This window comes from Staphylococcus sp. ZWU0021 (genome assembly GCF_000798895.1).
GTDB lineage: Bacteria > Bacillota > Bacilli > Staphylococcales > Staphylococcaceae > Staphylococcus > Staphylococcus saprophyticus.
Genome location: NZ_JTLN01000008.1, coordinates 64,439 through 87,791, shown reverse-complemented (window position 1 = coordinate 87,791; position 23,353 = coordinate 64,439). Strand labels below are relative to the sequence as shown.

The following is a 23,353-nucleotide window of genomic DNA, read 5'->3' as shown; positions in this document are numbered from 1 at the left end:
ATATATGTAATAAGTATATAAGTATATAATTATATGAAAAATGGACAACTCAAGCCAGGGTATAATTTACACATAGCGACAAATTCTCAATTTGTTTTATCTTATAATGTGTATCAAAATCCGACTGATACAAGAATGATGATACCATTTTTAAATTCAATTCAAGAGACCTACGGTCATTTACCTGAATATATTGTAGCTGACGCGGGTTATGGTAGCGAACCCAATTATATGGCAATTATAGATGATTTTAATCGAATACCGCTTATAACCTACGGTATGTTTATAAAAGATAAAACTAAAAAATATAAAAGTGACATCTTTAATAATCAAAATTGGGATTATGGTGAAATTAACGACGACTACATTTCTCCAAACAATAAGCGATTGGGTTTTAAAAGATATGCCTATCGTCATGATAAATATGGATTTAAGAGAGACTTCAAATTATATGAATGTAATGATTGTTCAGAATGTCCTCTGAAACATCAATGCATGAAATTTAATTCATAAACAAATAAAAAAGTAATGAAGAATTATAATTGGGAATATTTTAAAGCCTAAATTAATAAAAAGCTTTCAGAATCAAAAACTATCTACAATCAAAGAAAAATTGATGTGGAGCCTGTTTTTGAATTTATGAAGGCTATTTTGGGTTTCACTCGAATGTCCGTTCGAGGGATAAACAAAGCCAAAAGAGAGCTAGGATTTGTGCTAATGGCACTTAATATAAGAAAAGTAACAGCTCAACGAGCTAAAAACAATCAAAAAAGACAATTTCTATATTATTTCAGTAGAAATTGTCTTTTTTTTACTTATCCTGGAACTTTATGTCCCAGCCTCCGCAATAGTTAATGATCATGATGTTATTTTTCCATGAGGCGATTAGTTAGTGATACAATAAGTTCATATAGAAAAAGTATGAGAACTATTAAAATTCATATAAGTATAAAAAATCGCATCACTAACCGATACACAGAAGCGTATCATAAATAAAACTAAAAAATAGGTTGTGAAAAATATAATTTGAGGTGATTTGAGATGGAAATGAATAGTTATATGATAGAGAACTTTGCTACTGATGCTGTTAAAAATTATTGCCTTCATACTTCTAAAATTAAAAGCTATATTGCTAATGAAGATAAGGAACCAGGTTATGATGGACATCTAAAAATTTATGATTCAATCAGTCAGACTAAAGATGATTATTTAGGTAATATACCTGTTCAAATAAAAGGAAAGAAAGCAAAAAAGAAGCACCCTAGTTTATTTAAACAAAATAAAGTTAATAAAAGGGATTTGGAAATGTATTTAAAAGATGGAGGATGCTACTATTTTGTAGTTTTAATTAATGAAAATGGTGAGAGTCAAGTTTATGGTCGTCAATTACTTCCTATGTATCTAAAATATAAACTAAAATCGAATTATAATAAATGCGGTTAGAGAAATAAATTCTTTCTCTAACCGCATTATTATATATTTTTATTGCTGACTTGCCATTAATTCTGCTTGTTCTACTACTTGTTCTACTGCTATTTTCTGAAGATCTGGTGGATAGCCCATATTTCTTTAATAATCTACGAACTTGTACTCTCATTTTAGCTTTAGCACTATCACGTTTAGACCAATCCACACTCATGTTATCCTTAACGGTTTTAGTTAATTCATGTGCAATGGCTCTTAATTCTTTATCGCCCATTGCCTCTTTTGCTGTTTCATGTGAAGCTAATGCATCATAAAATGCGATTTCTTCAGTACTTAAACCTAAGTCATTACCTCGTTTTTGTTCTTGCTTAATTTCTTTAGCCATTTGAATTAATTCTTCTATTACTTTTGAAGCTTCAATAGAACGATTATTGTATTTTTGTATTGATTTACTTAACATCTCAGAAAACCTCTTAGACACTGTAGCGTTTGTTTTCATTAATGACTTAACTTGTCCTTTAAGTAATTTGTTCAACAATTCAACTGCAACATTTTTTTGCTGTAATCCTTCTACATCTTTCAAGAAATCATCTGACAAGATTGAGATATCTGGATTTTCAATTCCGAGTGTTTGATAAATATCTACAACTTCTTCAGTTACAACTGACTTTGAAATCAATTGATTTATTTCTGCTTCTATTTCAGCAGGTGTCTTTTTACGCTTGCTTCCTTCAATAGGTGGAGCTAATAATTTAACAAGTCCTGATTTTACTGCTTTTAAAAACGCAATTTCACTATTCAGTTTTTGAGCAGCTTCCTCTGTTGCACACAATGCTAACCTATAATAATCAATGTTCAATTATTGATACGAAATACTATACGACGACCTTGCCACAATATTTTGATACAAAACCATTCATTCTAGAATTTTATATCAAATTTTTACTTATGTAAAAAATGAAGCACTACACTTAAAACCAGAACGGGTTAATGTTTCGGTATGGTATTGTATGCAAAAACTGATGAACGACTTGTAACATGCAATACGTTTCAAATGAGTAATAATACGATTAGTGTAAAGACATTAGATTTGAATCAAAATTTTCTTCATATTATAAACAATTGCATGACATCGTCTATGAGTCCTTTAAAATATAGAATAAATAGAGTTGAATATAGCTTTGCTTTTTCATTACATTAAAAAAATTTTAATAATATTATTATTCCATTTTAACTTTCGCTTTATCAGACTCTTTTTTATAATTTTGATACATAATCCAAAGAATAATTGCCCATACTGGTATAAATAATACGCCAATTCTTGTTGAGCTATTAATTAATAAGATTATGAAGATAAAGGCAAAGAAAGCTAAAATTGCAAAGGCCATATATTTTCCACCAGGCATTTTGAATTTACTGTCTTTGTGTAATTTAGGATTACGTTTGACATAATTTAAATAGGCAATCATGATAAGTGTCCAAATTAAAATGTTTAATACTGTTGAAAATATTGTGATTTGAACGAATACTTTTGTTGCATCCTTAAATATTGCATTTAAAACTACAGAAATACTTAATAAACCGCAAGTTACTAAAATTGCATAATGAGGTACACCATGCTTGTTTGTTTTGTGTAAGAATGGTGGGCCTTGTTTACGACCTGCTAAACCATACATTGTACGGCTATTTGCGAAAATACCACTATTACATGAAGAAGCGGCTGCTGTTAATACAACAAAATTAATAATACCTGCAGCAAATGGAATACCAATCAGTCCGAATAATTTTACATAAGGACTATCAGCAGGATTTAATTTGTCCCATGGCACTACAGACATAATGACTGCTAATGATCCAATGTAGAATATTAGAATACGTGCAGGTACATTATTAATTGCTTGAGGAATTGTTTTATGTGGATTTTTAGTTTCTCCAGCTGTAATTCCGATTAACTCAATACCAATAAATGAAAAGATAGCCATTTGGAAGGCCATTAAGAAACCTTGAATACCATTTGGGAAAAAGCCACTTCTACTCCAAAGGTTTGTCACGCTTGCTTGGCCGTACGAAGTTTTCATTCCAAGCACAATCATTACAATACCAACAATAATTAAAGCTACAATCGTTGTAACTTTAATTATTGAAAGCCAAAATTCTAATTCTCCGAATAACTTTGCACTAAATAAATTTAAAGCAACTAATACTAAAATGGTAAATGCAGCTGTAAGCCAGTTCGGTACTGTTGGATACCAATATGCGACATACTTTGCAACTGCTGTAACTTCAGCCATACCTGAAATAATCCAAGTAAGCCAATATGTCCAACCAACCATAAATCCAGCAATTGGACCGAGGTAATAATGTGCAATATCTCCAAATGATTTAAATCCTAAGTTTGATAAAAGAATTTCGCCCATTGCTCTCATAAACATAAATAATACAAAGCCAACAATGACGTAAGTTAATAAAATAGATGGACCAGCTAAATGTATAGATTCTCCTGACCCAAGGAATAGTCCTGTGCCAATCGCGCCACCGATAGCGATAAGTTGAATATGTCTATTACTTAACTCTCTTTGCAGTTTATCTTCTGCCATAATTTTCTTCCCTTTCATGAGTAATGTTATGACTGAAATAGTATGAATGCATTCAAATACCCTTTGTTATAACCTAAATAATTTTTCTAAATTTCAAATTTATTTAGTTAAAATTAAAAATACCCATTAATGTTAATCAAATAATAGATTGAATAATAAATATTAATAACGATAAACGCAATTTAATATATTATTAACAAAAATGAACCTTTTACATTTGCCAAACAAATTACTTTTATTTATAAACAAAGTATTTCATATTCTATAACACAATTCAAATACAGAAAGTAGGATAAAAAAGGAATGACTTTAATGAGTAATTATAAGATTAGAAAATTTGTTAAAGCTTTCGAAACAAAATTATAAAATTCCGCATGAAGAAATGAATGAAATGATTGCAAAAGCAACAAAAGTGCCTTTGTCAGTAAATATGCAACCATGGCGTTTTGTAGTAGTAGAAAGTGATGAAACTAAAGAAAATTACATCCATTAATTTGATTTAATACTTCATAAATGATTAAAAAAGAATTAACTTTAAATAAAGCTTATGGAAGTATAATTTTTCTTTAAAATGATTAATTCTTTCATAAAAGGGGAATAACTAATTGTATTTCATAATATGGAAGCAATATACATAATGATGTATTTACGATACTAATCTATATATATAGGAGAGATAAGTATGGATCAATCAAATGAAAACAAAAAACAGAAACAATTAAAAAATGTAGAAAAAAACAATAACGATAAAGCAATGACGACGAATAATGGCGTTAAAGTAAGCGAAGACGAAAACACATTAACCGTTGGTGAACGTGGTCCTAGCTTACTAGAAGATTTTCATTTTAGAGAGAAAATTATGCACTTTGACCATGAACGTATTCCTGAAAGAATCGTACATGCACGTGGTTTTGGTGCTCACGGTGAATTTCAAGTTTACAAAGATTTATCTGAATACACTTCTGCAGACTTTTTAACACATCCTGAAAAGACTACCCCAGTGTTTGTCAGATTCTCTACTGTCCAAGGTTCAAAAGGTTCTCCAGACACGGTAAGAGATGTGCGTGGTTTTGCTACAAAATTCTATACAGATGAAGGTATCTTTGATTTAGTAGGTAATGATATACCTGTTTTCTTTATACAAGATGCTATTAAATTTCCAGATTTAATTCACGCTGTTAAACCTGAACCGCACAATGAAATGCCTCAAGGTGGCACTGCACACGATACATTTTGGGACTTTTTCGCACAAAACCCAGAAACAATGCACACGGCAGTTTGGGCTATGAGTGACAGAGGAATCCCTAAAAATTTCAGACAAATTGAAGGCTTTGGCGTTCATACTTTCCGTTTAATTAATCGTGAAGGTCAATCCTATTTCGTAAAATTTCATTGGAAGCCAGTTCACGGTTTAGAATCATTGGTATGGGATGAGGCACAAATCTTATCTGGTAAAGATATTGATTTCCACCGTAAAGATTTATATGAAGCAATTGAAAAGGGAGACTACCCTGAGTGGGAATTAGGTCTCCAAGTCATACGACCAGAACAAGAATTTGATTTTGATTTTGATATTTTAGACCCAACAAAAATATGGCCCGAAGATGAGGTTCCAGTTGAAATTGTTGGCAAAATGACGTTGAATCAAAATGTATCTAATGTTTTTGATGAAACAGAACAAGCCGCATTCCATCCTGGTCACATCGTACCTGGCATTGATTTTTCTAACGATCCTCTATTACAAGGACGTTTATTCTCATATACAGATACGCAAATATCAAGATTGGGCGGACCAAACTTTAATCAAATACCAATTAATCGACCAGTTAACGAAGTACACAACAATCAAAGAGACGCTATGCATCAAATGAATGTCCATAAAGGGCAAACAGCCTACCACAACAATGCTTTGAACAACAACGATCCTCACACAACACCTAAAGAAGAAGGCGGCTACGAACATTATCAAGAAAAAGTTGAAGGCCGTAAAATACAAAAACGTAGTGAAAGCTTTAAAGATTATTACAGCCAAGCTAAACTTTATTTGAATAGTTTAACAGAGCCTGAATTTGACCATACCGTAGACGGATTTTCATTTGAAATTGGTAAATGTCAATCAGCTATGGTTAAACAAAATGCAGTGAATCAACTAAACAAAGTTGATCGTACACTGGCAGAACGTGTCGCAGCAAACGTAGGTGTCGAAGTGCCAGCAGAAAATGAAGAAGTACAAACTGATGCAAAAGATAGTAAGTTAACAATGGAAAAATTCGATATACCGTTACCTGGACATTCTGTAGCAGTATTAGTGAATGGTGAAATAAATGAGGAAACATTAAAATCATACGCAAAAACATTTGTCGACAATAAACTCAACTATGCTTTTGTTGGACAAACTGCTAAAGATCTTAATAACAATGAGATTGGTATTACAGAAACTTATAGCACAGCAAGTTCAACAGTATTTGATAGCGTTATTGTTCTTTCTGATGGTAAAGAATTGTTACTAACTGCTGTAGACTTCGCTGAAATGAGCTATAATCATAAAAAACCAGTTGTGATTACTGAAGAAGCGAAAAATATATTACAAAGTAATAAAATTGAGTTAGATGCACCAGGTGTCGTAGTATCTAGTGAACCTCAAGCAATCATTGATGCATTTAAACGATACAGATACTTTGATAGAAAATAATTAATATTGCCGTATAATGAGAGTGGAGCCTGGGATATGATAAGTTGTCCCAGGCATTTTTAATGTATTAGCAGACAATGACTGAATTGAAAATACGCTTCTATCAAGATTGTTTCAACTTTGGTAGAAGCCCTAGTATTGAAAGGTTCGTATAGAAAACCTATGTTCAACGCAAGGTGGAGCTGTGGACCGAGACGTGATGACGAATTCAGAATGAATTCTGGCCCACTCCCTTCTTCTTTTTAAATTCTAAGATTCGCGTTTATAATGACATGATTTATTCGACAGTGAAGATTTTGTGTATTTTTTCTATAAAAAGGGTAATGAATTAAAAGAGTTAATTAAAGGCTTAAAACCTATTTAAAAGTATTATAAAGAAGGTTTTTAAGGGGGAGCAAAATAAATAATTATTGATATTCAAATTCAAAAAGATTATTTAATTGAAGTAATTGAAACCATTAATAATGAAAAATTCGATGTAAAATTCAAGATGCATGTGAGTATTTAGCAACTGAAATTTGTGAATGGATTAGAAGAGCGCAATAGTGAGGAAACACAAGCAAATAATTTATTAGGTTTGAATAGTGAATTAAGCTATGCAATCAAAGGTTCTAACCACGCAAAAAAGTAATACTTACAGTAAATGAAAAAGCGTTCTTATCAAGTGATGATTATGAAGAGTTACGTTCACACAATTAAAAAGAAAAGTATAAGACAATGTAATACATACTTTTTCACAATGAAAAACCCCTCCAAAGGAAATGATTTTCATCTCATTTGAAGGGGGTTTTGCTTATATTAAATTAGAAAAATAATGCTTTAACTACTCTGAAAAGAGAACTAAATAATTGAAAGATATCACCAGACATTAGATTAACCACCTTTCTCTAAATACCTATTAAAGACTAAGCTTTTTGAGTTTGAGTGAGCGTTTCACTTTGAACTAAATCATCGGCTAAATCGTACCAAAATTGTTGTAATTCTTCACGTGTACGTTTTGTATCTTTACTATCTTGTCCTACAAAATCGACATGATCCCAGTTATGTTTTGTAGATGTTACTTGCCAAATACCTTTTTGATTTGTATCTGTTGCTTCTGTGTAAGCTTGATTGAAAGGATGCTGGGATGAAATAACAGAAACTAAGCCATCATTTTCTCTCCATTCTTTTTCAGTAGCTTTACCAATGACATTTGCAGTAGCTGTGAATGGTAAGAAAAGATTATAGTCCGCTTTATATTTACCCGATAATGTAGAGTGTGTTGCTTCACCTGTATACGTTTTGTAAACGATATTAGGATTGAGTGATGTTTTACGGTTAAGATCTGTGGCACCATCGCGTGTTAAATCGTAAAAAGCATTATCTTTTGTTTGCCATAGTTTAGAAGTTTTAGCTCGTGAAAGGTATGATAAATAAGATTCTCCAGGTTGTTGTTTTAAACCCCATTGAGATAGACCGAAGTCTACACGAGAGTATTTATTACCAAGTTTTTTACCTAGATCAAACGCAATTTGACGAACAATGGCCTCATTACCCAATTTATCAGAGGCGTGTGTACCATTGTGTGGTGTACCTAATGTGGTAATTGAAGAAACCATATTATCTTGACCACCTTGTAGTAAAGGAGAAATATCACCACCATGTGCTTTTTGATATTCAATTTCTTCTTGACTACCATTTCTTAATAATTCTTCTAATTGACGGACAGTTTGTCCTCCCATACTATGACCGACTAGATGTACTTTTTGGCCAGGTTGCCAATCTTTATAAACACCTTCGTATGTTTTACCGTAGCGTTCATGTCCATATCTTTCTGCATGTGCAGCACCATAATCTACAGTACCACCTTTAATATAGGAATAAAGTTCAACTGCACGGTCATAGTTACTACCAAACGCACTAATGCTTGCTTCATAAGCATTATAACCATTTTGTTCCAAGTCTTGACGAATGTTTAATTTATCTCCACCCCAATAATGTGATAAAATGCTAGGATTAATATCGTCAGTAAATCCATTAAAACCATGAACAAGAATAATTGGATCTTGATTTTTGTATTGACCTTGCTTAGCAGGTTTGTTTGTTTGGTCTTTTGTTTCCGTCGTACCTTGTTGTTGAGACGTATTATTTGTCGTGGCTACTGTATTGTTAGCTAACATCTCTAATTCTGCCGGTGAGTCTTTTTGATCTTTAGCACCTTTATTTCCAACAGTTTCATTTGCTGTATCATTGATTGAGATAGTTCCCTTTTTAATATTTAAAGTATTCTCTTTAGATGTAGTGGAATCTATTGATTGTTTAGTTGGTATTGTTTGTTTTGCTGCATTTGTATTTATGATACCATTGTTTTTTTCAGTAGACAGTGTTTCTACATCATTATTATCATTTTTTGTTGAATCGTGATTTACATTTGAATTATCTTCAGCTTTTGATGACGTGGATTGTAAAGTTTCTTCGGTTGGCTCTGATTGAATCTTTTCTGATGAATGATTGTCAGTTATTTTTGACGTATTATCTTTTGTAGATAGTGTTTTTGATTCATCAGTAGTAGTTGGTGTTACTGAAAGTTCTTGATTAGTTGCTTTCTCTGCTGTGGGATTTACATTTGCAGTTGTTTCTGTTGTGTTATCTTTTTTATTTGAAGTTTCTGTGTCTTTTTGAAGTGTGCTTTTAGTCGTTTCTTGTTTTTCAAGAGAAGGTGGATCCTCTCTAGTTAAGGCTGATTGAGAGTTATCGGAATGTGTTTCTGTAGTTGATGCTTCTGTAGTTTCAGTTGATTGATTTTTTGTAGTTTGATCAGTTAGGTGGTTTGTTGTTTCTTCATTAGTGTATGATTTATTCGTGTCATCATTAACTGAAGTTGAAGGTGTATTTTCATTATGTAAATTTTGTTGTTTTTCATTTTCATTAGTTACTGACTGCGATGTAGAGGCTGTTTGTTCGTTAGATTGAACTTTGTTTTGTTGTGTTTCTTGTTCATCAGCTTGTTTTTGATTATCACCAGTAGATTGTGCTAAAGTTGATTCAGAAGTACCCACTTTCTGATGTGTTTCTGTTGCCTGTGCAGCACCGCCGCCACCTCCCATAAATAGCAATGTCGCTACTAAAATGGATGATGCACCTACACTGAATTTACGAATACTGTATCTGTTTTCTCTATTTTTCATGAATAGCACCTCTATTAATTAGTTATTTAAATATATAAATTAGATAAAAATGTTGATAATTGCACGGGGTATAAATCCAAAGAACTTACTAAATACTGCTTTAACATTTTCCAAAACAATCAGCCTTTCTTAAATCGATATTTTTAGGAAGCGCTTACAATTATAAAAAATTTCTATGTAAAAAGAAGTTACATACGAGACTTATCAATTAACGTTGGTGAGGGAATCTAAATATATAGTAGCTCTAAATGAAAGCGCTGTCAATATTTTGTCACAATTTTATAAGTAAATATACGCTTTAAAAGCATATAGAGTTAAAATTTGTAAATAAATGATAAAATAAAAGAACGGAAAACTAATGAAATAGTCTGCTTTTTGAAAATCGTTATTTTTATGTTTTCAAATGTAAATCGAAATTTTAAGCGAACGAGGTAGCGTAATACGTCTCCCTTTCCCAAGTAACATTTGAATAATCAAAACATTAACATCATCGAGTTAAAAATAATCATAAGTAAAAAGACGGTATGATCAGCTTTAATCGAACTGTCTTTTGTACGCTTTATATAAACTAAAGATTTGTAATATTTTCTGTATAAACAGATGGCGGTGAATCCTAAGAATGGGAATTTAATAAAAATACAATGGTTCTAGGCTACTAATTCTCTGAATTTATAGAGGCTAAATCGCCTAGTTTTTGTTGAATTCGATTATTATTGCAATTTTTACATGTGTTGCAGCTATTATAACTGCCATATATACAAGAAAAGCATATTTCACGCTTAACGCAAATAGTTTAAATGACCATTTGCAAGAAATGTTGAATGGATTTCTTAAATATAAAGAAGAAATAGAAAAAGTAATGTTGATGTTTGAATATTAAATTAGTACGCTTTATCAAGATATTAATAAATTTTTTAGATTTGTTACCAATTAATATGAAAACAAACAGAACATTGAATTCACATATAGACAATACTTAAAAAGAATACAAGAAAATTATAATAATTCGTTGGGAAAAAAGAGGTGGTTTTTTACTAATATAGGTAATGATGAATAAAAAAATATGATGATAACAAAATGAATTAGCTATATTTAATTAGAAGTACAGTAATTTTATCTATTATAAAATTTTAATAATATAAATTCATTTACTTAATGAGATTTTTTAGCTAAACCACTAACAAGGGGAACGCGTCAAGAGATGGCAGATAAGATAGTTTTAGTACTCTGTAATTTTAGGTATAAGGTATATTATAACCGTTTTAGTCTATCCATCCATCGCCCACTCATTCTATTCTAGCTTATCCACCCGACGCAATTTTCTGACTCATTCCAGCTTTGCCTATCCACCTATTGCCCTTTATCTACGCACTCCACCTTTAAAATCTACAATTTCCTTATGCTTATTCATTCACTTTCCCTCCGTACTCTTCTCATCGTTCTTTTAATTCACACATCCCTTTTCCTTCGTCACTCGGTCATGGCAGTTTGTAATTCTTGTTCAATTAAGTCGATATGTTTACTAATCAAATTCCGTTGTTCATTCAAGAATTCTAGGTGTGCGCGTAAAACGCTTGGGACATCTATTTTGTTTTGATAAAGCATGTCTGTGTTTTTTCGGATTTCTTTTAATGGCATATTCAAATTGCTTAGGCACTGGATAAATTTAATCATTTCGATATCGTCGTCTGTGTATAAACGCTTGTTATTGCTATCTCTGTCGATGTGTTTCAAGATATTCTTTTTCTCGTAATAACGCAGTTTGCTTTTAGGTATATTGCAATAATCTGAGACATATTCAATGTAATATTGTTTCATGTAAGCATATCCTTTCTCTTAAACCAAGGTTTAACTGATATTGTACTCTATATAAACATGAATGAGGAGGAAAGACAATGAAAAAGGCTTTAATTGTTGTAACAAACATTGCGAAATACGATAATTTAGACAGACCTACAGGTGCGTGGTTCTCAGAGGTTACGCATTTTGCGAAGGACTTCTATGATGCAGGTTATGATGTTGATTTCGTAAGTCCGAACGGTGGATATGTACCTATTGATCCTGTCAGTCTTAGCCCTGAAATGATGAGTGTTGAGGACTGGGAATATTATACGGATCATGATTATATGAATAAATTTGGACAAACGTTATCTCCAAAAGAGGTTAATCCTAGCGACTATCAAGCCATTTACTTTGCAGGTGGACATGGTGCGATTTGGGATTTTAGAAATAACAAAGAACTTAACGACATTGCGTTAAGTATTTACAATAACCAAGGCGTTCTCTCTTCTGTATGTCATGGTGCGGCTGGTCTACTCGACATTAAAGAAAATGGCGATTACCTCGTTCGTCATAAAGACGTGACTGGTTTTACAAATAGTGAAGAACAAGCAAATGGTACAACTGAATACATGCCATATTTATTAGAAGACGAATTTATTAGTAACGGTGCACATTTTAAAAAAGAGGATGACTGGAGTAATTTCGCAGTCGTAGATGGTCGCATTGTCACTGGTCAAAATCCTCAATCAGGACATGCAGTTGCTGAACATGCTTTAAAAATCTTAGCTAATCAATAATTTTAAAAAGGAGCGATACACATGAAATCATTAATAATTGGCGCTCATGGTGGCGTTGGTCAACATCTCGTACGCAAACTCAAAGCACGAAACGTTGACTTTACTGCCGGTGTTAGAAAAGAAGAACAAGTTGAAGTTTTAAAAGCAGATGGTATTGATGCAACTTACATTGATGTTGCAAAACAATCTATTGATGAATTAATAGAATTATTTAAACCGTATGATCAAATCCTTTTTTCCGTCGGTTCTGGTGGAAGCACAGGTGACGATCAAACAATTATAGTAGATTTAGACGGTGCAGTGAAAGCAATTAAAGCAAGTGAACACGTCGGTCGTCAACATTTTGTTATGGTATCAACGTACGACTCACGTCGAGAAGCGTTTGATGCGTCAGGCGACTTGAAACCATATACCATTGCTAAACATTATGCGGATGACTACTTAAGACATGCAAATTTAAAATATACCATTGTGCATCCAGGCGCTTTAACAAACGAACATGAAATGCAACAATTCAATATGAGTGCGCAATTTGAAAATGTACAAAATCCGTCTATTACAAGAGAAGATGTAGCAGAAGTGCTTGTTTCTGTATTAACTGATGAAGCATTACAAGGTCACGAATTCCAAATCATCAATGGTGATTTGTCATTATCAGACGCTACGACTAAATATCTGGAGGAATAATAAATGAATAATCAACAAGTTGTACTTGCAAAACGACCACAAAGTATCCCTCAAGACGATGTATTTAGATTTGAAACAATAGAAACTCGAGAACCACATGCAGGTGAGGTTCAAGTAGAATCCATTTATGTATCTGTAGATCCTTACATGAGAGGCAGAATGAATGATACAAAAAGTTATGTTCAACCTTTCCAAGTGAATGAGCCATTACAAGGTCATATTGTTGGAAAAGTCACACAATCGAACGATGAACGTCTATCTGTCGGTGATTATGTCACAGGCATATTACCATGGAAAAAGATAAATACAGTGAATGGAGACGATGTGACCCCTGTGCCATCAAAAGATGTACCATTACATTTATATTTGAGTGTTTTAGGCATGCCGGGAATGACGGCCTATACAGGATTGCTTCAAATTGGTCAACCACAATCTGGCGAGACGGTTGTCGTGTCAGCTGCATCAGGTGCAGTAGGCTCTGTCGTAGGACAAATTGCTAAGATTAAAGGCGCAAAAGTTGTCGGTATTGCTGGTGGTAAGCAGAAAACAACATATTTAACAGATGAATTAGGATTTGATGCGGCCATTGACTATAAACAAGATGATTTCGCACAGCAACTCGAAGCGGCTGTACCAGATGGTATTGATGTGTATTTTGAAAATGTAGGCGGCGCAATTTCTGATGAAGTGTTTAAACACTTAAATCGATTTGCACGCGTTCCGGTATGTGGTGCAATTTCAGCATATAATAATGAAAAAGACGATATTGGACCACGTATCCAAGGAACGTTGATTAAAAATCAAGCATTGATGCAAGGTTTTGTAGTAGCACAATTCGCTGATCATTTTAAAGAAGCAAGCGAACAACTCGCACAATGGGTGTCTGAAGGTAAAATTAAATTTGAAGTGACGATAGATGAAGGTTTTGACAATTTACCTTCTGCATTTAGAAAGTTATTCACAGGAGAGAATTTTGGTAAACAAGTTGTCAAAGTCGCTGAAGAATAGCAGAATACTATGAAAAATATCATCGTAAGATTCATATTTAGTTTACTGTTTTATAAAAGTGGTGTTGCACACTTTAAAAATAAAGATATGTTTTTAAAAATCGTGCCGTCCTATTTACCTTTCAAACACGCAATAGTTAAGTATTCGGGCATATTAGAATTTATAATTGCTTTTTATGTACTCAGTGCTAAAAATAGATCACGCGTAAGAAAAGTAGTACAAGGATTCCTTTGGCTCGTATTTCCTGCAAATATTTACGCTGCACGTAAGAACATCTCTTACAAAGATGAAAGAGATGAAATAGATAGTGTTAAGCAGCATGTCATTCGTTTACCATTACAATTTGTCATGGTCGCACTTGCGAAACTATTATAAGACTTATCATAGCCACGCCTGGAACATTACTTTTGTTCCAGGCGATTTTTTAATATTTACACTTAAAATCGACGTACATCAAATGATTCTCTTGACAACGCTTATGTGCTCTTTGTTTAAATAAGCTCATATCAGACATTTACTTTTCAATTTTTCTATAGTGATAAGCTTCTAAATTAAGAAAAGCATAAGTTAATTTGCGTGTATGAGTGTAAGAAGAAATAAAAAATGTATTTTATCATGTGATGCTATCGCAACATTGTAACATTAATGTAATAACGTGACCTGTAAGACAAATATGAGGAGGGTTTTTATGAAAAAAGTTTCTAACTTTATTTTAGCTAGTAGTTTAGTTTTGGGCTTTTTCGTAACGCCCGAATTATTTAATATCACTCAAGCACATGCGCAAGAATCTGTGAAACCTTATTATAGTTACAGTGGTTATACAGCAAATCAAAGTAATTTTATTCTAGATAAGAATTTTAAAACATCTCAAAAAGCTGATAACTTCAAGATTAATAATCACAAGATTACTAAAAATGCATTAGCTAAAAATAATAAAGATTTACACGATCCAACATATTACGGGGTTTCTAATCATAAAACGAATGGTGTTTTCTTCTTATTAGACGGTAAGTCAGTGAGCAAAAAAAATTATTGAATCATTACGGTGAAGCAAAGTATACATCTACATCAGCCTGAGGCAAAGAATATATGTATAAAATAGAAAATGATGACTTTTAAAATATAAAGTTGTAGTAGATACATTGTAAAAATAAACTTAAATTGCTCAAATACTTTTCAATAATATCAGAATATATATTAAATCGAAAGTGATTATATAGTACCAAAGTAGATATGGTACTAATTCCAGCTTATACAGGAAAGGGGAAAGAGTTTTTTTATACTAGTGACATCATTAAAGCAAGTAAGATTATCCCCTTTTTTAGATAATTGTGATGATTCGTAGACTTAATTCATAATTCTTGCTAATAAAGATTGAAAAGCTTTAAGAAGGGTACAATATTAAGTAAGAGACTTGGAGCTCTTGTCAATTAAGATAATGAGCAAGTGAGTTCGTTAAGTTAAAGATGAGCTGAGGTAAAGTTTACCTGCCTATCTTTTTCTATTTGGAGGCTAAATATATGAAAAAAATATTATTAACAGGTGCTTCGGGATATATCGGTAGTCACTTAATGAATAAATTAAAAGATAACTATGAAATTATAGCTATTTCTAGAAATATAGAAAATAAATCAAATGAACACAATGTTACTTGGAAGGCAGCTGACTTGTTTGATTTAAATGAAATCACTGAGGTAATGGAGGATATTGATATCGCTATATATCTTGTCCATTCTATGATGCCTTCAGCTAAGTTGACGCAGGCGAGCTTTGAAGATATGGATGCATTATTAGCTGATAATTTTGCTAAAGCCGCAAGTTATAACAAAGTTCAGCATATTGTATTTATGAGTGGTTTGATACCTAATACAAATGAATTATCACCACATTTAAGAAGCCGTTTAGAGTGCGAACAGATTTTAGGATCATATGGTGTACCAGTAAGTACTTTAAGAGCTGGTTTGATTATAGGCTCTAAAGGAAGTTCTTACCCTATATTAAAAAAATTAGTAGAAAGATTACCTGGCCTGTTACTACCAAAATGGGCTTATAATACAACATTGCCAGTTGCAATAGACGACGTGATTGACGGTTTATATAAAATTGTAGAGCGTAATCCAAATGAGAACGAATCGATAGATATTGGTGGACCTAGTCATATGACTTATAAAGATCTATTCAAGCAAACTGCAGAGGTACTAGATAAACGATTACCTACGATAGATTTGCCTATTATTCCCATTTGGCTAAGTAAATATTGGGTGAAACTTATTTCGGGTGTTCCAAAAGAAATGGTCTATCCGTTAATGGATAGCTTAATTCATGATATGATTAGAAATGATGAAAATATTGTGAAAGACATTTCTATAGGCAAGATTGATTATAAGGAAAGTGTGCGTAATGCCTTGGAAGAAGAAACTAAGACACAAAAGAAAGGGAAGTCATCACGTAAGGGCGATATTAAAGATGTTAGAGCAATATCAAGGGTAGTCTTACCTAAAGATGTAAATATGATTCAATTGGCAGAATCATATGCAAATTTTTTAAATAGAATTACATTAAATGTCGTTAATAGTGATTTTAACGAAGATAACTTTACGATTAGTGTGCCGTTTTTAAATAAGGACTTACTATTATTAAGTAAAGATTTTAAAGCTTCTAATAATGAGAGAATTTTATATCGAATTGTTGGTGGAGATTTCGCTTTAGATTCAGATGGTGGTAATGCGAGATTAGAGTTTAGAAGATTACCTAATAGTGACGCATGTATCATAGCGTTACAAGAATATGAACCGACGTTACCTTGGTGGGTATATAAGTATACCCAAGCAAAAGTTCATAAAAGTGTAATGAATCTTTTTAAATTCAAGATTAATAGCCAAAAAACTAATAAAGGAGAATACTTTAATATGAAGAAGTTTATTTTGCCAGTTGTTATTACAGGTGCAATTGTTTTGAAAGTATATGGATTGAAAAAGTATTTAGCTAGAAAAAATAACATGTCTAATGCCGAACTATAGCTATTAGATATAATAGCTAGTTACTTTTACAAAAAAAGAGGGGATCAACTATGAAAGCAAACGAGATAATTAAAACAATTATAAAAGTTATAACACCAATTACAGGTGGTAAATTTATAGGGAAATTTGCAGTGAAAAACGCGAGAAAAGATTATAAAAATAATGTTAAACCACCTTTTTCACCATCCGGCTATGTCTTTCCAATTGTGTGGCCAATACTTTATACAACGATGGGCGTAGCTTATGCATTAGTGACTAATAAATCTACTAGTAAGGCATTGAAAGGTGCTTATTACTCACAATTAAGCCTGAATTATCTATGGTCGATATTATACTTCAAATATAAATTACGCTTTAGTGCGTTGATAGAGAGTGTTGTATTACTGGGCGCAGTAGTTACAACAACTGTAAAATTTTTCAATGTAAAAAAAGTTGCTGGCATTTTACTAGTTCCATATATGCTTTGGAGCGCTTTTGCTACTTATTTAACAGCTGGTAATTGGTATTTAAATAAAGATAACCCAAGCTATACAGCGAAATCTGAGCATTAAATTGATGAAAAAGATTATATATATTGCGCTATATTGGTTTATAGTTCAAATGATTATTGCTCAACTTGGTACTCGTATTAGTTATAAGTTCTTAGAAAAAGATAATAAGTATTTTCGAAGTTGGAATATTGAACAAGAGGGTCAATTATGGCAACAATTAGTTAAAGTGCAATATTGGAAAGATTATTTGCCAGATGGTCAAAATCTTAACCCTAATATCAGTAGTAAAGCGACTTTCGATTTATCTAAAAATATGAATGATATACAGCGATTTATATTAGAAACTAGACGTGCAGAGGTGGTTCATCTGCTATCCATATTTCCTATTATTGCGTTTTTTAAAGCGTCAAAAAGTGTTAAAATAATTAATTTTATATATGTCATTATAGCTAATGTGCCTTGTATGATTGTTCAGCGCTATAATCGCCCTAAGTTAATACGTATTTATAATAAAGTACAAAAAAGAAAAGGTGATTAAATGGGAAATAAGAAAGTGGTTGTCATAGGAGGTGGCTTGGGAGGGATTGCTAGCGCAATTTGTATGGCTCAAGCAGGCTATCAAGTGGATTTATATGAACAAAATAAGCATATCGGTGGAAAGGTAAATAGGTTAGACATAGATGACTATGGATTTGATCTCGGTCCATCAATTTTAACCATGCCTAAAGTATTTCAACGCTTATTTCAACGATGTGATGAAAGGCTAGAAGATTATGTTAGCATTCGTAAGTTAAGTTTACAGATTAGAAACGTTTATCCAGATGGCCAAATTTTAGATTTATATGAATCCATGGAAGATATGTTAACAAATAATGAATCGTTAACAAATAAAGATATAGAGCAACTTTCTTCGTTTTTTAGTTACGCACAAAAGATACATCAAGTTGCTGAAAAAAGCTACTTTGATAAGGGATTAGATACGATGTTTGCAATTATTCGTTATCATGGTCCGTTTTCAGCTTTAAAGCAATTCGATTATTTTCACACAATGCAACAAGCCATTAATAAAAGGGTAGATAACCCATATTTAAGAGAAATGCTAGGTTATTTCATAAAATATGTCGGCTCCTCATCTTATGATGCTCCGGCTGTATTGAGTTTATTACCTCAAATGCAACATGAGGAAGGTTTGTGGTACGTAGATGGTGGCATTCATAAGTTAGCGGAAGCGATGGAACAATTAGCGAGAAAATTAGGTGTGGGCATACATTTTAACACCCCTGTAAAACGTATCAATTATAATAGTCAAAATAAGGTGACAGGGATAACAATAGAAAGTAATAAGGAAATATATGCAGATTACATTATATCTAATATGGAAGTAATCCCTGTTTATAAGTATTTATTGAATTTTGATGCAAACCAAATAAACAAATTGGAACGTAAATTTGAGCCAGCTAGTTCAGGTTATGTCATGCATCTTGGTGTGGACAAAAGTTATCCAGAGCTTCAACATCATAACTTTTTCTTTTCAAGTAATTCTAAAGTTAATTATGATCAAGTTTTTCACCAGTATGTTTTGCCTGAAGATCCGACTATTTATGTAGTGAATACAAATAAAACAGATAAGACACAGGCGCCAGAGGGACACGAGAATATAAAAATATTGCCACACATACCGTACATTCAGAGTAAGTCATTTAGTGAAGCAGAATATCTGCAATTCCAAGAACGTATATTGGATAAATTAGAGTCCATGGGCTTGAAAGATTTGAGAAAGCACATTGTATATGAAGACGTATGGACACCACATGATATAGAAAATACATACAATTCTAATAAAGGAGCTATATATGGCGTAGTATCCAATAAGAAGAAAAATAAAGGTTTTAAATTTCCTAAAAAAAGTCAGTACTTCAAAAATTTGTACTTTGTAGGTGGTTCTGTAAATCCTGGCGCTGGTATGCCTATGGTTACTTTGAGTGGTATGCAAGTAGCAGAAGCTATTATTAATGGAGAAAGTAGTTGAGGCTGAATGATACTTTATATAATAGCAATAGTATTGACGATACTATCACTAATAAGTGGAATGTGTATGTATGCGCGTCGAGCGATTATAAATAACTCCGGAAAAGGAAGAGGTCAGACAGCCGTCAGTGTTATTGTACCTGCTAGAAATGAAGCGGAGAACTTACCTAAATTACTTAACAGTATAAGTAAAGAGCAAGAAATAGAAGTAATTGTTATGGATGATGGTTCAACTGATGAGACACAAGTTGTCGCTAGATATTATGGTGCGAGCGTATATACTGTTGAAAATGATACTACATGGCAAGGTAAGTCACATGCTTGTTGGCAAGGTAGCAAATATGCAACGCATGATTTATTAATGTTTGTTGATGCTGATGTTCAGTTTGCTTGTGATGATAGTATTCAAAATATAGCCAATCAATATGATTTACAAGGTGGTAAAGGTTTGTTGTCAATACAACCTTATCACAAGATAAAAAAGCTATATGAAAATATATCGGCGATTTTTAATTTAATGACAATCGTAGGTATGAATCAATTTTCAATCACGAAATCAGCAAATAATGAGCAAGGCGCGTTTGGACCAGTCCTTGTGACAAATAAGCAAGATTATAAATTGACACAAGGACATTTGAAAGCTAAAAATCAAATCATTGAAGGCTTTGCAATAAGTAAAGCATATAATCAGCAAGGTTTGCCAGTTAGTTTGCATGAAGGCCAAGGCGTAGTGAATTTTAGAATGTATTCTCAAGGATATAAATCGCTATTAGAGGGTTGGAGTAAACACTTTGCACTTGGCTCTCAAGTAACTAAAAAGTCTACGCTTACGTTTGTATTTTTATGGCTATTTGGTTCACTTACAACAGTTTTAGCGATAATTTTTTCAATTAATTTAGGCTCGTTATATATACTATTAGCTATTACTCTGTATTTTATATATGCGATACAATTTCATATATTTATTCGAAGAACAGGAAATTTTAATATCGTTGCGAGTTTATGTCATCCACTGCTCTTCATATGCTTTGTCGTGATATTTTTTAAATCATGGTTAGATATCAATGTATTCAAACGTATATATTGGAAAGGCCGTAGAATAGATTTATAGCTTAGTTTTTTATACAAATGTCACGAAGTTCTAGGCTTACTGAGGAGGCCAATAAATGAATCAATTAGAGAGAGATTATAACCATTGTCACAATATAATGAAAGAACATTCAAAAACGTTCTCATATGCCTTTGATTTTTTGGATTTAAAAAGGAAAAAAGCAATTTGGGCTATTTATGCAGTTTGCAGAATTATAGATGACAGTATTGATAAATACAAAGACCTTGAGCAATTAAACGGCATAGCTAGAGATTTAGATGTGATTTATAGCGATTGTGATTATATTCAAGCGTATCAAAGTGATGCAGCTATTATGAATGCTTTAAGTAATACATTGAATACATATTCAATACCTAAAAAACCTTTTGAATCTTTAATACAATATGTGAAGGAAGATTTAGTTTTAAAAGAAATGAAAACTGATTCAGATTTATATGAGTATTGCTATGGTGTGGCAGGTACTGTCGGTGAATTGTTAACTCCTATATTAACTTCATCAAATGAAAATAATTTCGAGCAAGCTGAAGAAGCTGCGATTGCTTTAGGCAAGGCAATGCAAATAACTAATATTTTAAGAGATGTCGGCGAAGATTTTCAAAATGGAAGAATTTATCTAAGTGTAGAAAAATTAGCTCAATATCGAGTTAATCTACATTCTATATATTATGAAGGAGTTACGCCAAATTATATAGAACTGTGGGAAAGTTACGCTACAGAGTCAGTTAGGTTATATGATATTGCATTAAACGGTATTAATTATTTTGACGAAGAGGTACGTTACATTATCGAATTAGCTGCGATAGCTTATCATGAAATACTTGTGGAAGTAAGGAAGGCAAACTATACGTTGCATAAGAAAGTATATGTAAGCAAATTGAAAAAAATGAAAATTTATCGTGAACTTAGTGCGAAATATAATAGGAGTGAAACATTATGAAGATTGCAGTTATAGGCGGCGGTGTTTCAGGTTTAGCTGCAGCTTCAAGATTAGCAGCAAACGGTCACCAAGTAGATTTATATGAAAAGAACCAACAAATAGGTGGCAGGATGAATCAGATTAAGCAAGATGGATTTACATTTGATATGGGACCAACCATCGTAATGATGCCTGAGATTTATCGAGACGTTTTTAATTACGCTCAAAAAAATATGAATGATTACTTGGAAATTAAACAATTATCACATATATATGATGTTTATTTTAGTGAAACAGATCAAATTCGCGTTCCTACAGATCTTGCTCAATTAAGAGATATGCTTGAAAGTATTGAACCTAACTCTACATATGGTTTTATGTCCTTTTTAACAGATATATACGAAAGATACGAAATAGCACGAAAATATTTTCTAGAACGTACGTTTAGGAAACCTACGGATTTTTATAATCCTTTTACTATATATCAAGGTATGAAACTCAAAACATTTGATAAAGCAGATAATTTAATTGAAAAATATGTTGATAATGAAAAAATCCAAAAGATTTTAGCGTTTCAAACATTATATATAGGTATCGACCCTAAACGAAGCCCGTCATTGTATTCAATTATACCCATGATAGAGTTAATGTTTGGCGTTCACTTTATAAAAGGTGGTATGTATAGCTTTGTCAGAGCGCTTCAAACGCTAAATGAAGAATTAGGTACTCAAATTTATACCAACGCAAACGTTGAAGAAATTATCATTGATAGTAGGTATAAGCGTGCGGAGGGACTAAAAGTAAACGGACATATAGAAAAGTATGACAAAATAATTTGTACTGCTGATTTTCCATATGCTACTTCATCTTTAATTAAAAATGAACATCATCCTAAGAAGTATACGACACAGAAAATTGATAATATGGACTATTCTTGCTCAGCCTTTTTAATGTACATAGGGGTTGATAAAGATTTATCTGAAGATATCTTGTTACATAATGTTATATTTTCAAAGGATTTTGATAATAATATCAATGAAATATTTTCCGGGGAAATATCCCAAGATCCATCAATATATGTATACGCTCCTAGTGTGGAAGATCAGTCGTTAGCGCCAGAAGGTCAAACAGGTATTTATGTGCTGATGCCCGTTTCAGAATTGAAAACAAGTAATACGGATTGGTCTGATGAGTCAACAATCACACAAGTGAAAGATATTATTTACAATAAGCTTTCTACGATTAAAGCGTTAAAAGATTTGAAAAAGCAAGTTGTGACAGAAATTATTTATACGCCTAAGGATTTTGAAGGAGATTATAATGCTAAATTTGGAGCAGCCTTTGGTTTAATGCCTACTTTAGCGCAAAGTAACTATTACAGACCGCCTAATGTGAGCAGAGATTACAAAAATTTGTATTTTGCTGGAGCTAGTGTTCATCCAGGGGCAGGAGTGCCAATTGTACTGACGAGTGCTAAAATTACAGTTGATGCTATGTTAGAAGATATTAATAATGGTATATAAAAAACGGGAGTTGGACAGAAATCAAATTTTCTAATATAGATTTCGTAGTCCCACCCCGGCAAGGGTGACTAGGATTGAAAAAAGCTTGATATAATCGCATTTTCAATTC

Annotated in this window: 17 protein-coding genes and 5 pseudogenes; 18 read left to right on the top strand and 4 right to left on the bottom strand. The window is 32.4% G+C overall.

The window, feature by feature from the left end; all coding sequences use genetic code 11:
- Positions 1–27: 27 nt before the first annotated feature.
- Positions 28–851 (top strand): annotated as a pseudogene (locus L987_RS03610) (transposase); the annotation flags it as partial.
- A 190-nt stretch (positions 852–1,041) separates the two neighbouring features.
- Positions 1,042–1,443: a hypothetical protein gene (locus L987_RS03605; RefSeq protein WP_047503021.1), complete on the top strand. Its 402-nt coding sequence runs from the start codon at positions 1,042–1,044 to the stop codon at positions 1,441–1,443.
- 39 nt (positions 1,444–1,482) lie between these two features.
- On the opposite strand, the pseudogene L987_RS03600 reads toward L987_RS03605, so the two are convergent.
- Positions 1,483–2,260: pseudogene (locus tag L987_RS03600) on the bottom strand (DUF3387 domain-containing protein); the annotation flags it as partial.
- Between the two features lie 385 nt (positions 2,261–2,645).
- Positions 2,646–4,022, bottom strand: a complete 1,377-nt coding sequence (locus L987_RS03595; protein ID WP_047503017.1) for an amino acid permease — start codon at positions 4,020–4,022, stop codon at positions 2,646–2,648.
- A gap of 302 nt (positions 4,023–4,324) precedes the next feature.
- On the opposite strand from L987_RS03595, the pseudogene L987_RS13650 reads away from it, so the two are divergent.
- Both L987_RS13650 and L987_RS03590 read left to right on the top strand, forming a co-directional pair.
- Positions 4,325–4,500 (top strand): annotated as a pseudogene (locus L987_RS13650) (nitroreductase family protein); the annotation flags it as partial.
- A gap of 204 nt (positions 4,501–4,704) precedes the next feature.
- Positions 4,705–6,714 carry a catalase gene (locus tag L987_RS03590; RefSeq protein ID WP_047503015.1) on the top strand — a complete coding sequence of 670 codons (2,010 nt, stop codon included), beginning with the start codon at positions 4,705–4,707 and terminating at the stop codon, positions 6,712–6,714.
- A gap of 905 nt (positions 6,715–7,619) precedes the next feature.
- On the opposite strand, the gene lip is transcribed toward L987_RS03590, so the two are convergent.
- The gene (gene lip, locus L987_RS03585; protein WP_047503013.1) at positions 7,620–9,881 is read right to left on the bottom strand and encodes a YSIRK-targeted triacylglycerol lipase; all 2,262 of its coding nucleotides are present in this window, start codon (positions 9,879–9,881) and stop codon (positions 7,620–7,622) included.
- 694 nt (positions 9,882–10,575) lie between these two features.
- Between lip and L987_RS14050 the strand changes: the two genes are divergently transcribed.
- Positions 10,576–10,761, top strand: a complete 186-nt coding sequence (locus L987_RS14050) for a hypothetical protein (RefSeq protein ID WP_047503011.1) — start codon at positions 10,576–10,578, stop codon at positions 10,759–10,761.
- A 590-nt stretch (positions 10,762–11,351) separates the two neighbouring features.
- On the opposite strand, the gene L987_RS03575 is transcribed toward L987_RS14050, so the two are convergent.
- On the bottom strand, positions 11,352–11,699 hold the full coding sequence (locus L987_RS03575) for a MerR family transcriptional regulator (RefSeq protein WP_047503009.1): 348 nt from the start codon (positions 11,697–11,699) through the stop codon (positions 11,352–11,354).
- A gap of 77 nt (positions 11,700–11,776) precedes the next feature.
- On the opposite strand from L987_RS03575, the gene L987_RS03570 reads away from it, so the two are divergent.
- From L987_RS03570 to L987_RS03515, 13 genes and pseudogenes are all read left to right on the top strand, one after another.
- Complete coding sequence (locus L987_RS03570) at positions 11,777–12,460, top strand: type 1 glutamine amidotransferase domain-containing protein (RefSeq protein WP_047503007.1); 684 nt, start codon at positions 11,777–11,779, stop codon at positions 12,458–12,460.
- Positions 12,461–12,481: 21 nt separating this feature from the next.
- The gene (locus L987_RS03565) at positions 12,482–13,147 is read left to right on the top strand and encodes an SDR family oxidoreductase (RefSeq protein ID WP_047503004.1); all 666 of its coding nucleotides are present in this window, start codon (positions 12,482–12,484) and stop codon (positions 13,145–13,147) included.
- 3 nt (positions 13,148–13,150) lie between these two features.
- Positions 13,151–14,155: an NADP-dependent oxidoreductase gene (locus L987_RS03560; RefSeq protein ID WP_002483586.1), complete on the top strand. Its 1,005-nt coding sequence runs from the start codon at positions 13,151–13,153 to the stop codon at positions 14,153–14,155.
- A 9-nt stretch (positions 14,156–14,164) separates the two neighbouring features.
- Entirely contained in the window at positions 14,165–14,530 is a 366-nt protein-coding gene (locus L987_RS03555) for a DoxX family protein (RefSeq protein ID WP_047503001.1), read from the top strand.
- A 313-nt stretch (positions 14,531–14,843) separates the two neighbouring features.
- Positions 14,844–15,229, top strand: a pseudogene (gene isaB, locus L987_RS03550) (immunodominant staphylococcal antigen IsaB family protein); the annotation flags it as partial.
- A gap of 138 nt (positions 15,230–15,367) precedes the next feature.
- Positions 15,368–15,484: pseudogene (locus L987_RS14370) on the top strand (hypothetical protein); the annotation flags it as partial.
- Between the two features lie 191 nt (positions 15,485–15,675).
- Positions 15,676–17,175 carry an NAD-dependent epimerase/dehydratase family protein gene (locus L987_RS03545; protein WP_047502999.1) on the top strand — a complete coding sequence of 500 codons (1,500 nt, stop codon included), beginning with the start codon at positions 15,676–15,678 and terminating at the stop codon, positions 17,173–17,175.
- Positions 17,176–17,225: 50 nt separating this feature from the next.
- Positions 17,226–17,726 (top strand): TspO/MBR family protein, encoded by a 501-nt coding sequence (locus tag L987_RS03540; protein ID WP_047502997.1) that lies wholly within the window; start codon positions 17,226–17,228, stop codon positions 17,724–17,726.
- A gap of 4 nt (positions 17,727–17,730) precedes the next feature.
- Positions 17,731–18,204: a hypothetical protein gene (locus L987_RS03535; RefSeq protein ID WP_047502995.1), complete on the top strand. Its 474-nt coding sequence runs from the start codon at positions 17,731–17,733 to the stop codon at positions 18,202–18,204.
- Positions 18,205–19,695, top strand: a complete 1,491-nt coding sequence (locus tag L987_RS03530; protein ID WP_047211166.1) for a phytoene desaturase family protein — start codon at positions 18,205–18,207, stop codon at positions 19,693–19,695. It begins immediately after the preceding gene.
- Positions 19,696–19,761: 66 nt separating this feature from the next.
- The gene (locus tag L987_RS03525) at positions 19,762–20,805 is read left to right on the top strand and encodes a glycosyltransferase (protein ID WP_047502991.1); all 1,044 of its coding nucleotides are present in this window, start codon (positions 19,762–19,764) and stop codon (positions 20,803–20,805) included.
- 55 nt (positions 20,806–20,860) lie between these two features.
- A complete protein-coding gene (locus tag L987_RS03520; protein ID WP_019469197.1) occupies positions 20,861–21,742 on the top strand; it encodes a phytoene/squalene synthase family protein in 882 nt (293 codons plus the stop codon).
- Complete coding sequence (locus L987_RS03515) at positions 21,739–23,244, top strand: phytoene desaturase family protein (RefSeq protein WP_047502988.1); 1,506 nt, start codon at positions 21,739–21,741, stop codon at positions 23,242–23,244. The genes L987_RS03520 and L987_RS03515 overlap by 4 nt, the downstream gene beginning before the upstream one ends.
- The last annotated feature ends 109 nt before the right edge of the window (positions 23,245–23,353 follow it).

Excerpts from the sequence above, each read along its gene's own strand:
- L987_RS03570 (WP_047503007.1), top strand. The coding sequence starts at position 11,777 with ATGAAAAAGGCTTTAATTGTTGTAACAAACATTGCGAAATACGATAAT.
- L987_RS03595 (WP_047503017.1), bottom strand. The coding sequence starts at position 4,022 with ATGGCAGAAGATAAACTGCAAAGAGAGTTAAGTAATAGACATATTCAA.
- L987_RS03605 (WP_047503021.1), top strand. The coding sequence starts at position 1,042 with ATGGAAATGAATAGTTATATGATAGAGAACTTTGCTACTGATGCTGTT.
- L987_RS03540 (WP_047502997.1), top strand. The coding sequence starts at position 17,226 with ATGAAAGCAAACGAGATAATTAAAACAATTATAAAAGTTATAACACCA.
- L987_RS03530 (WP_047211166.1), top strand. The coding sequence starts at position 18,205 with ATGGGAAATAAGAAAGTGGTTGTCATAGGAGGTGGCTTGGGAGGGATT.
- L987_RS03535 (WP_047502995.1), top strand. The coding sequence starts at position 17,731 with ATGAAAAAGATTATATATATTGCGCTATATTGGTTTATAGTTCAAATG.
- L987_RS03555 (WP_047503001.1), top strand. The coding sequence starts at position 14,165 with ATGAAAAATATCATCGTAAGATTCATATTTAGTTTACTGTTTTATAAA.
- L987_RS03560 (WP_002483586.1), top strand. The coding sequence starts at position 13,151 with ATGAATAATCAACAAGTTGTACTTGCAAAACGACCACAAAGTATCCCT.
- L987_RS03515 (WP_047502988.1), top strand. The coding sequence starts at position 21,739 with ATGAAGATTGCAGTTATAGGCGGCGGTGTTTCAGGTTTAGCTGCAGCT.
- L987_RS03565 (WP_047503004.1), top strand. The coding sequence starts at position 12,482 with ATGAAATCATTAATAATTGGCGCTCATGGTGGCGTTGGTCAACATCTC.
- lip (WP_047503013.1), bottom strand. The coding sequence starts at position 9,881 with ATGAAAAATAGAGAAAACAGATACAGTATTCGTAAATTCAGTGTAGGT.
- L987_RS03520 (WP_019469197.1), top strand. The coding sequence starts at position 20,861 with ATGAATCAATTAGAGAGAGATTATAACCATTGTCACAATATAATGAAA.
- L987_RS03575 (WP_047503009.1), bottom strand. The coding sequence starts at position 11,699 with ATGAAACAATATTACATTGAATATGTCTCAGATTATTGCAATATACCT.
- L987_RS03525 (WP_047502991.1), top strand. The coding sequence starts at position 19,762 with ATGTATGCGCGTCGAGCGATTATAAATAACTCCGGAAAAGGAAGAGGT.
- L987_RS03590 (WP_047503015.1), top strand. The coding sequence starts at position 4,705 with ATGGATCAATCAAATGAAAACAAAAAACAGAAACAATTAAAAAATGTA.
- L987_RS03545 (WP_047502999.1), top strand. The coding sequence starts at position 15,676 with ATGAAAAAAATATTATTAACAGGTGCTTCGGGATATATCGGTAGTCAC.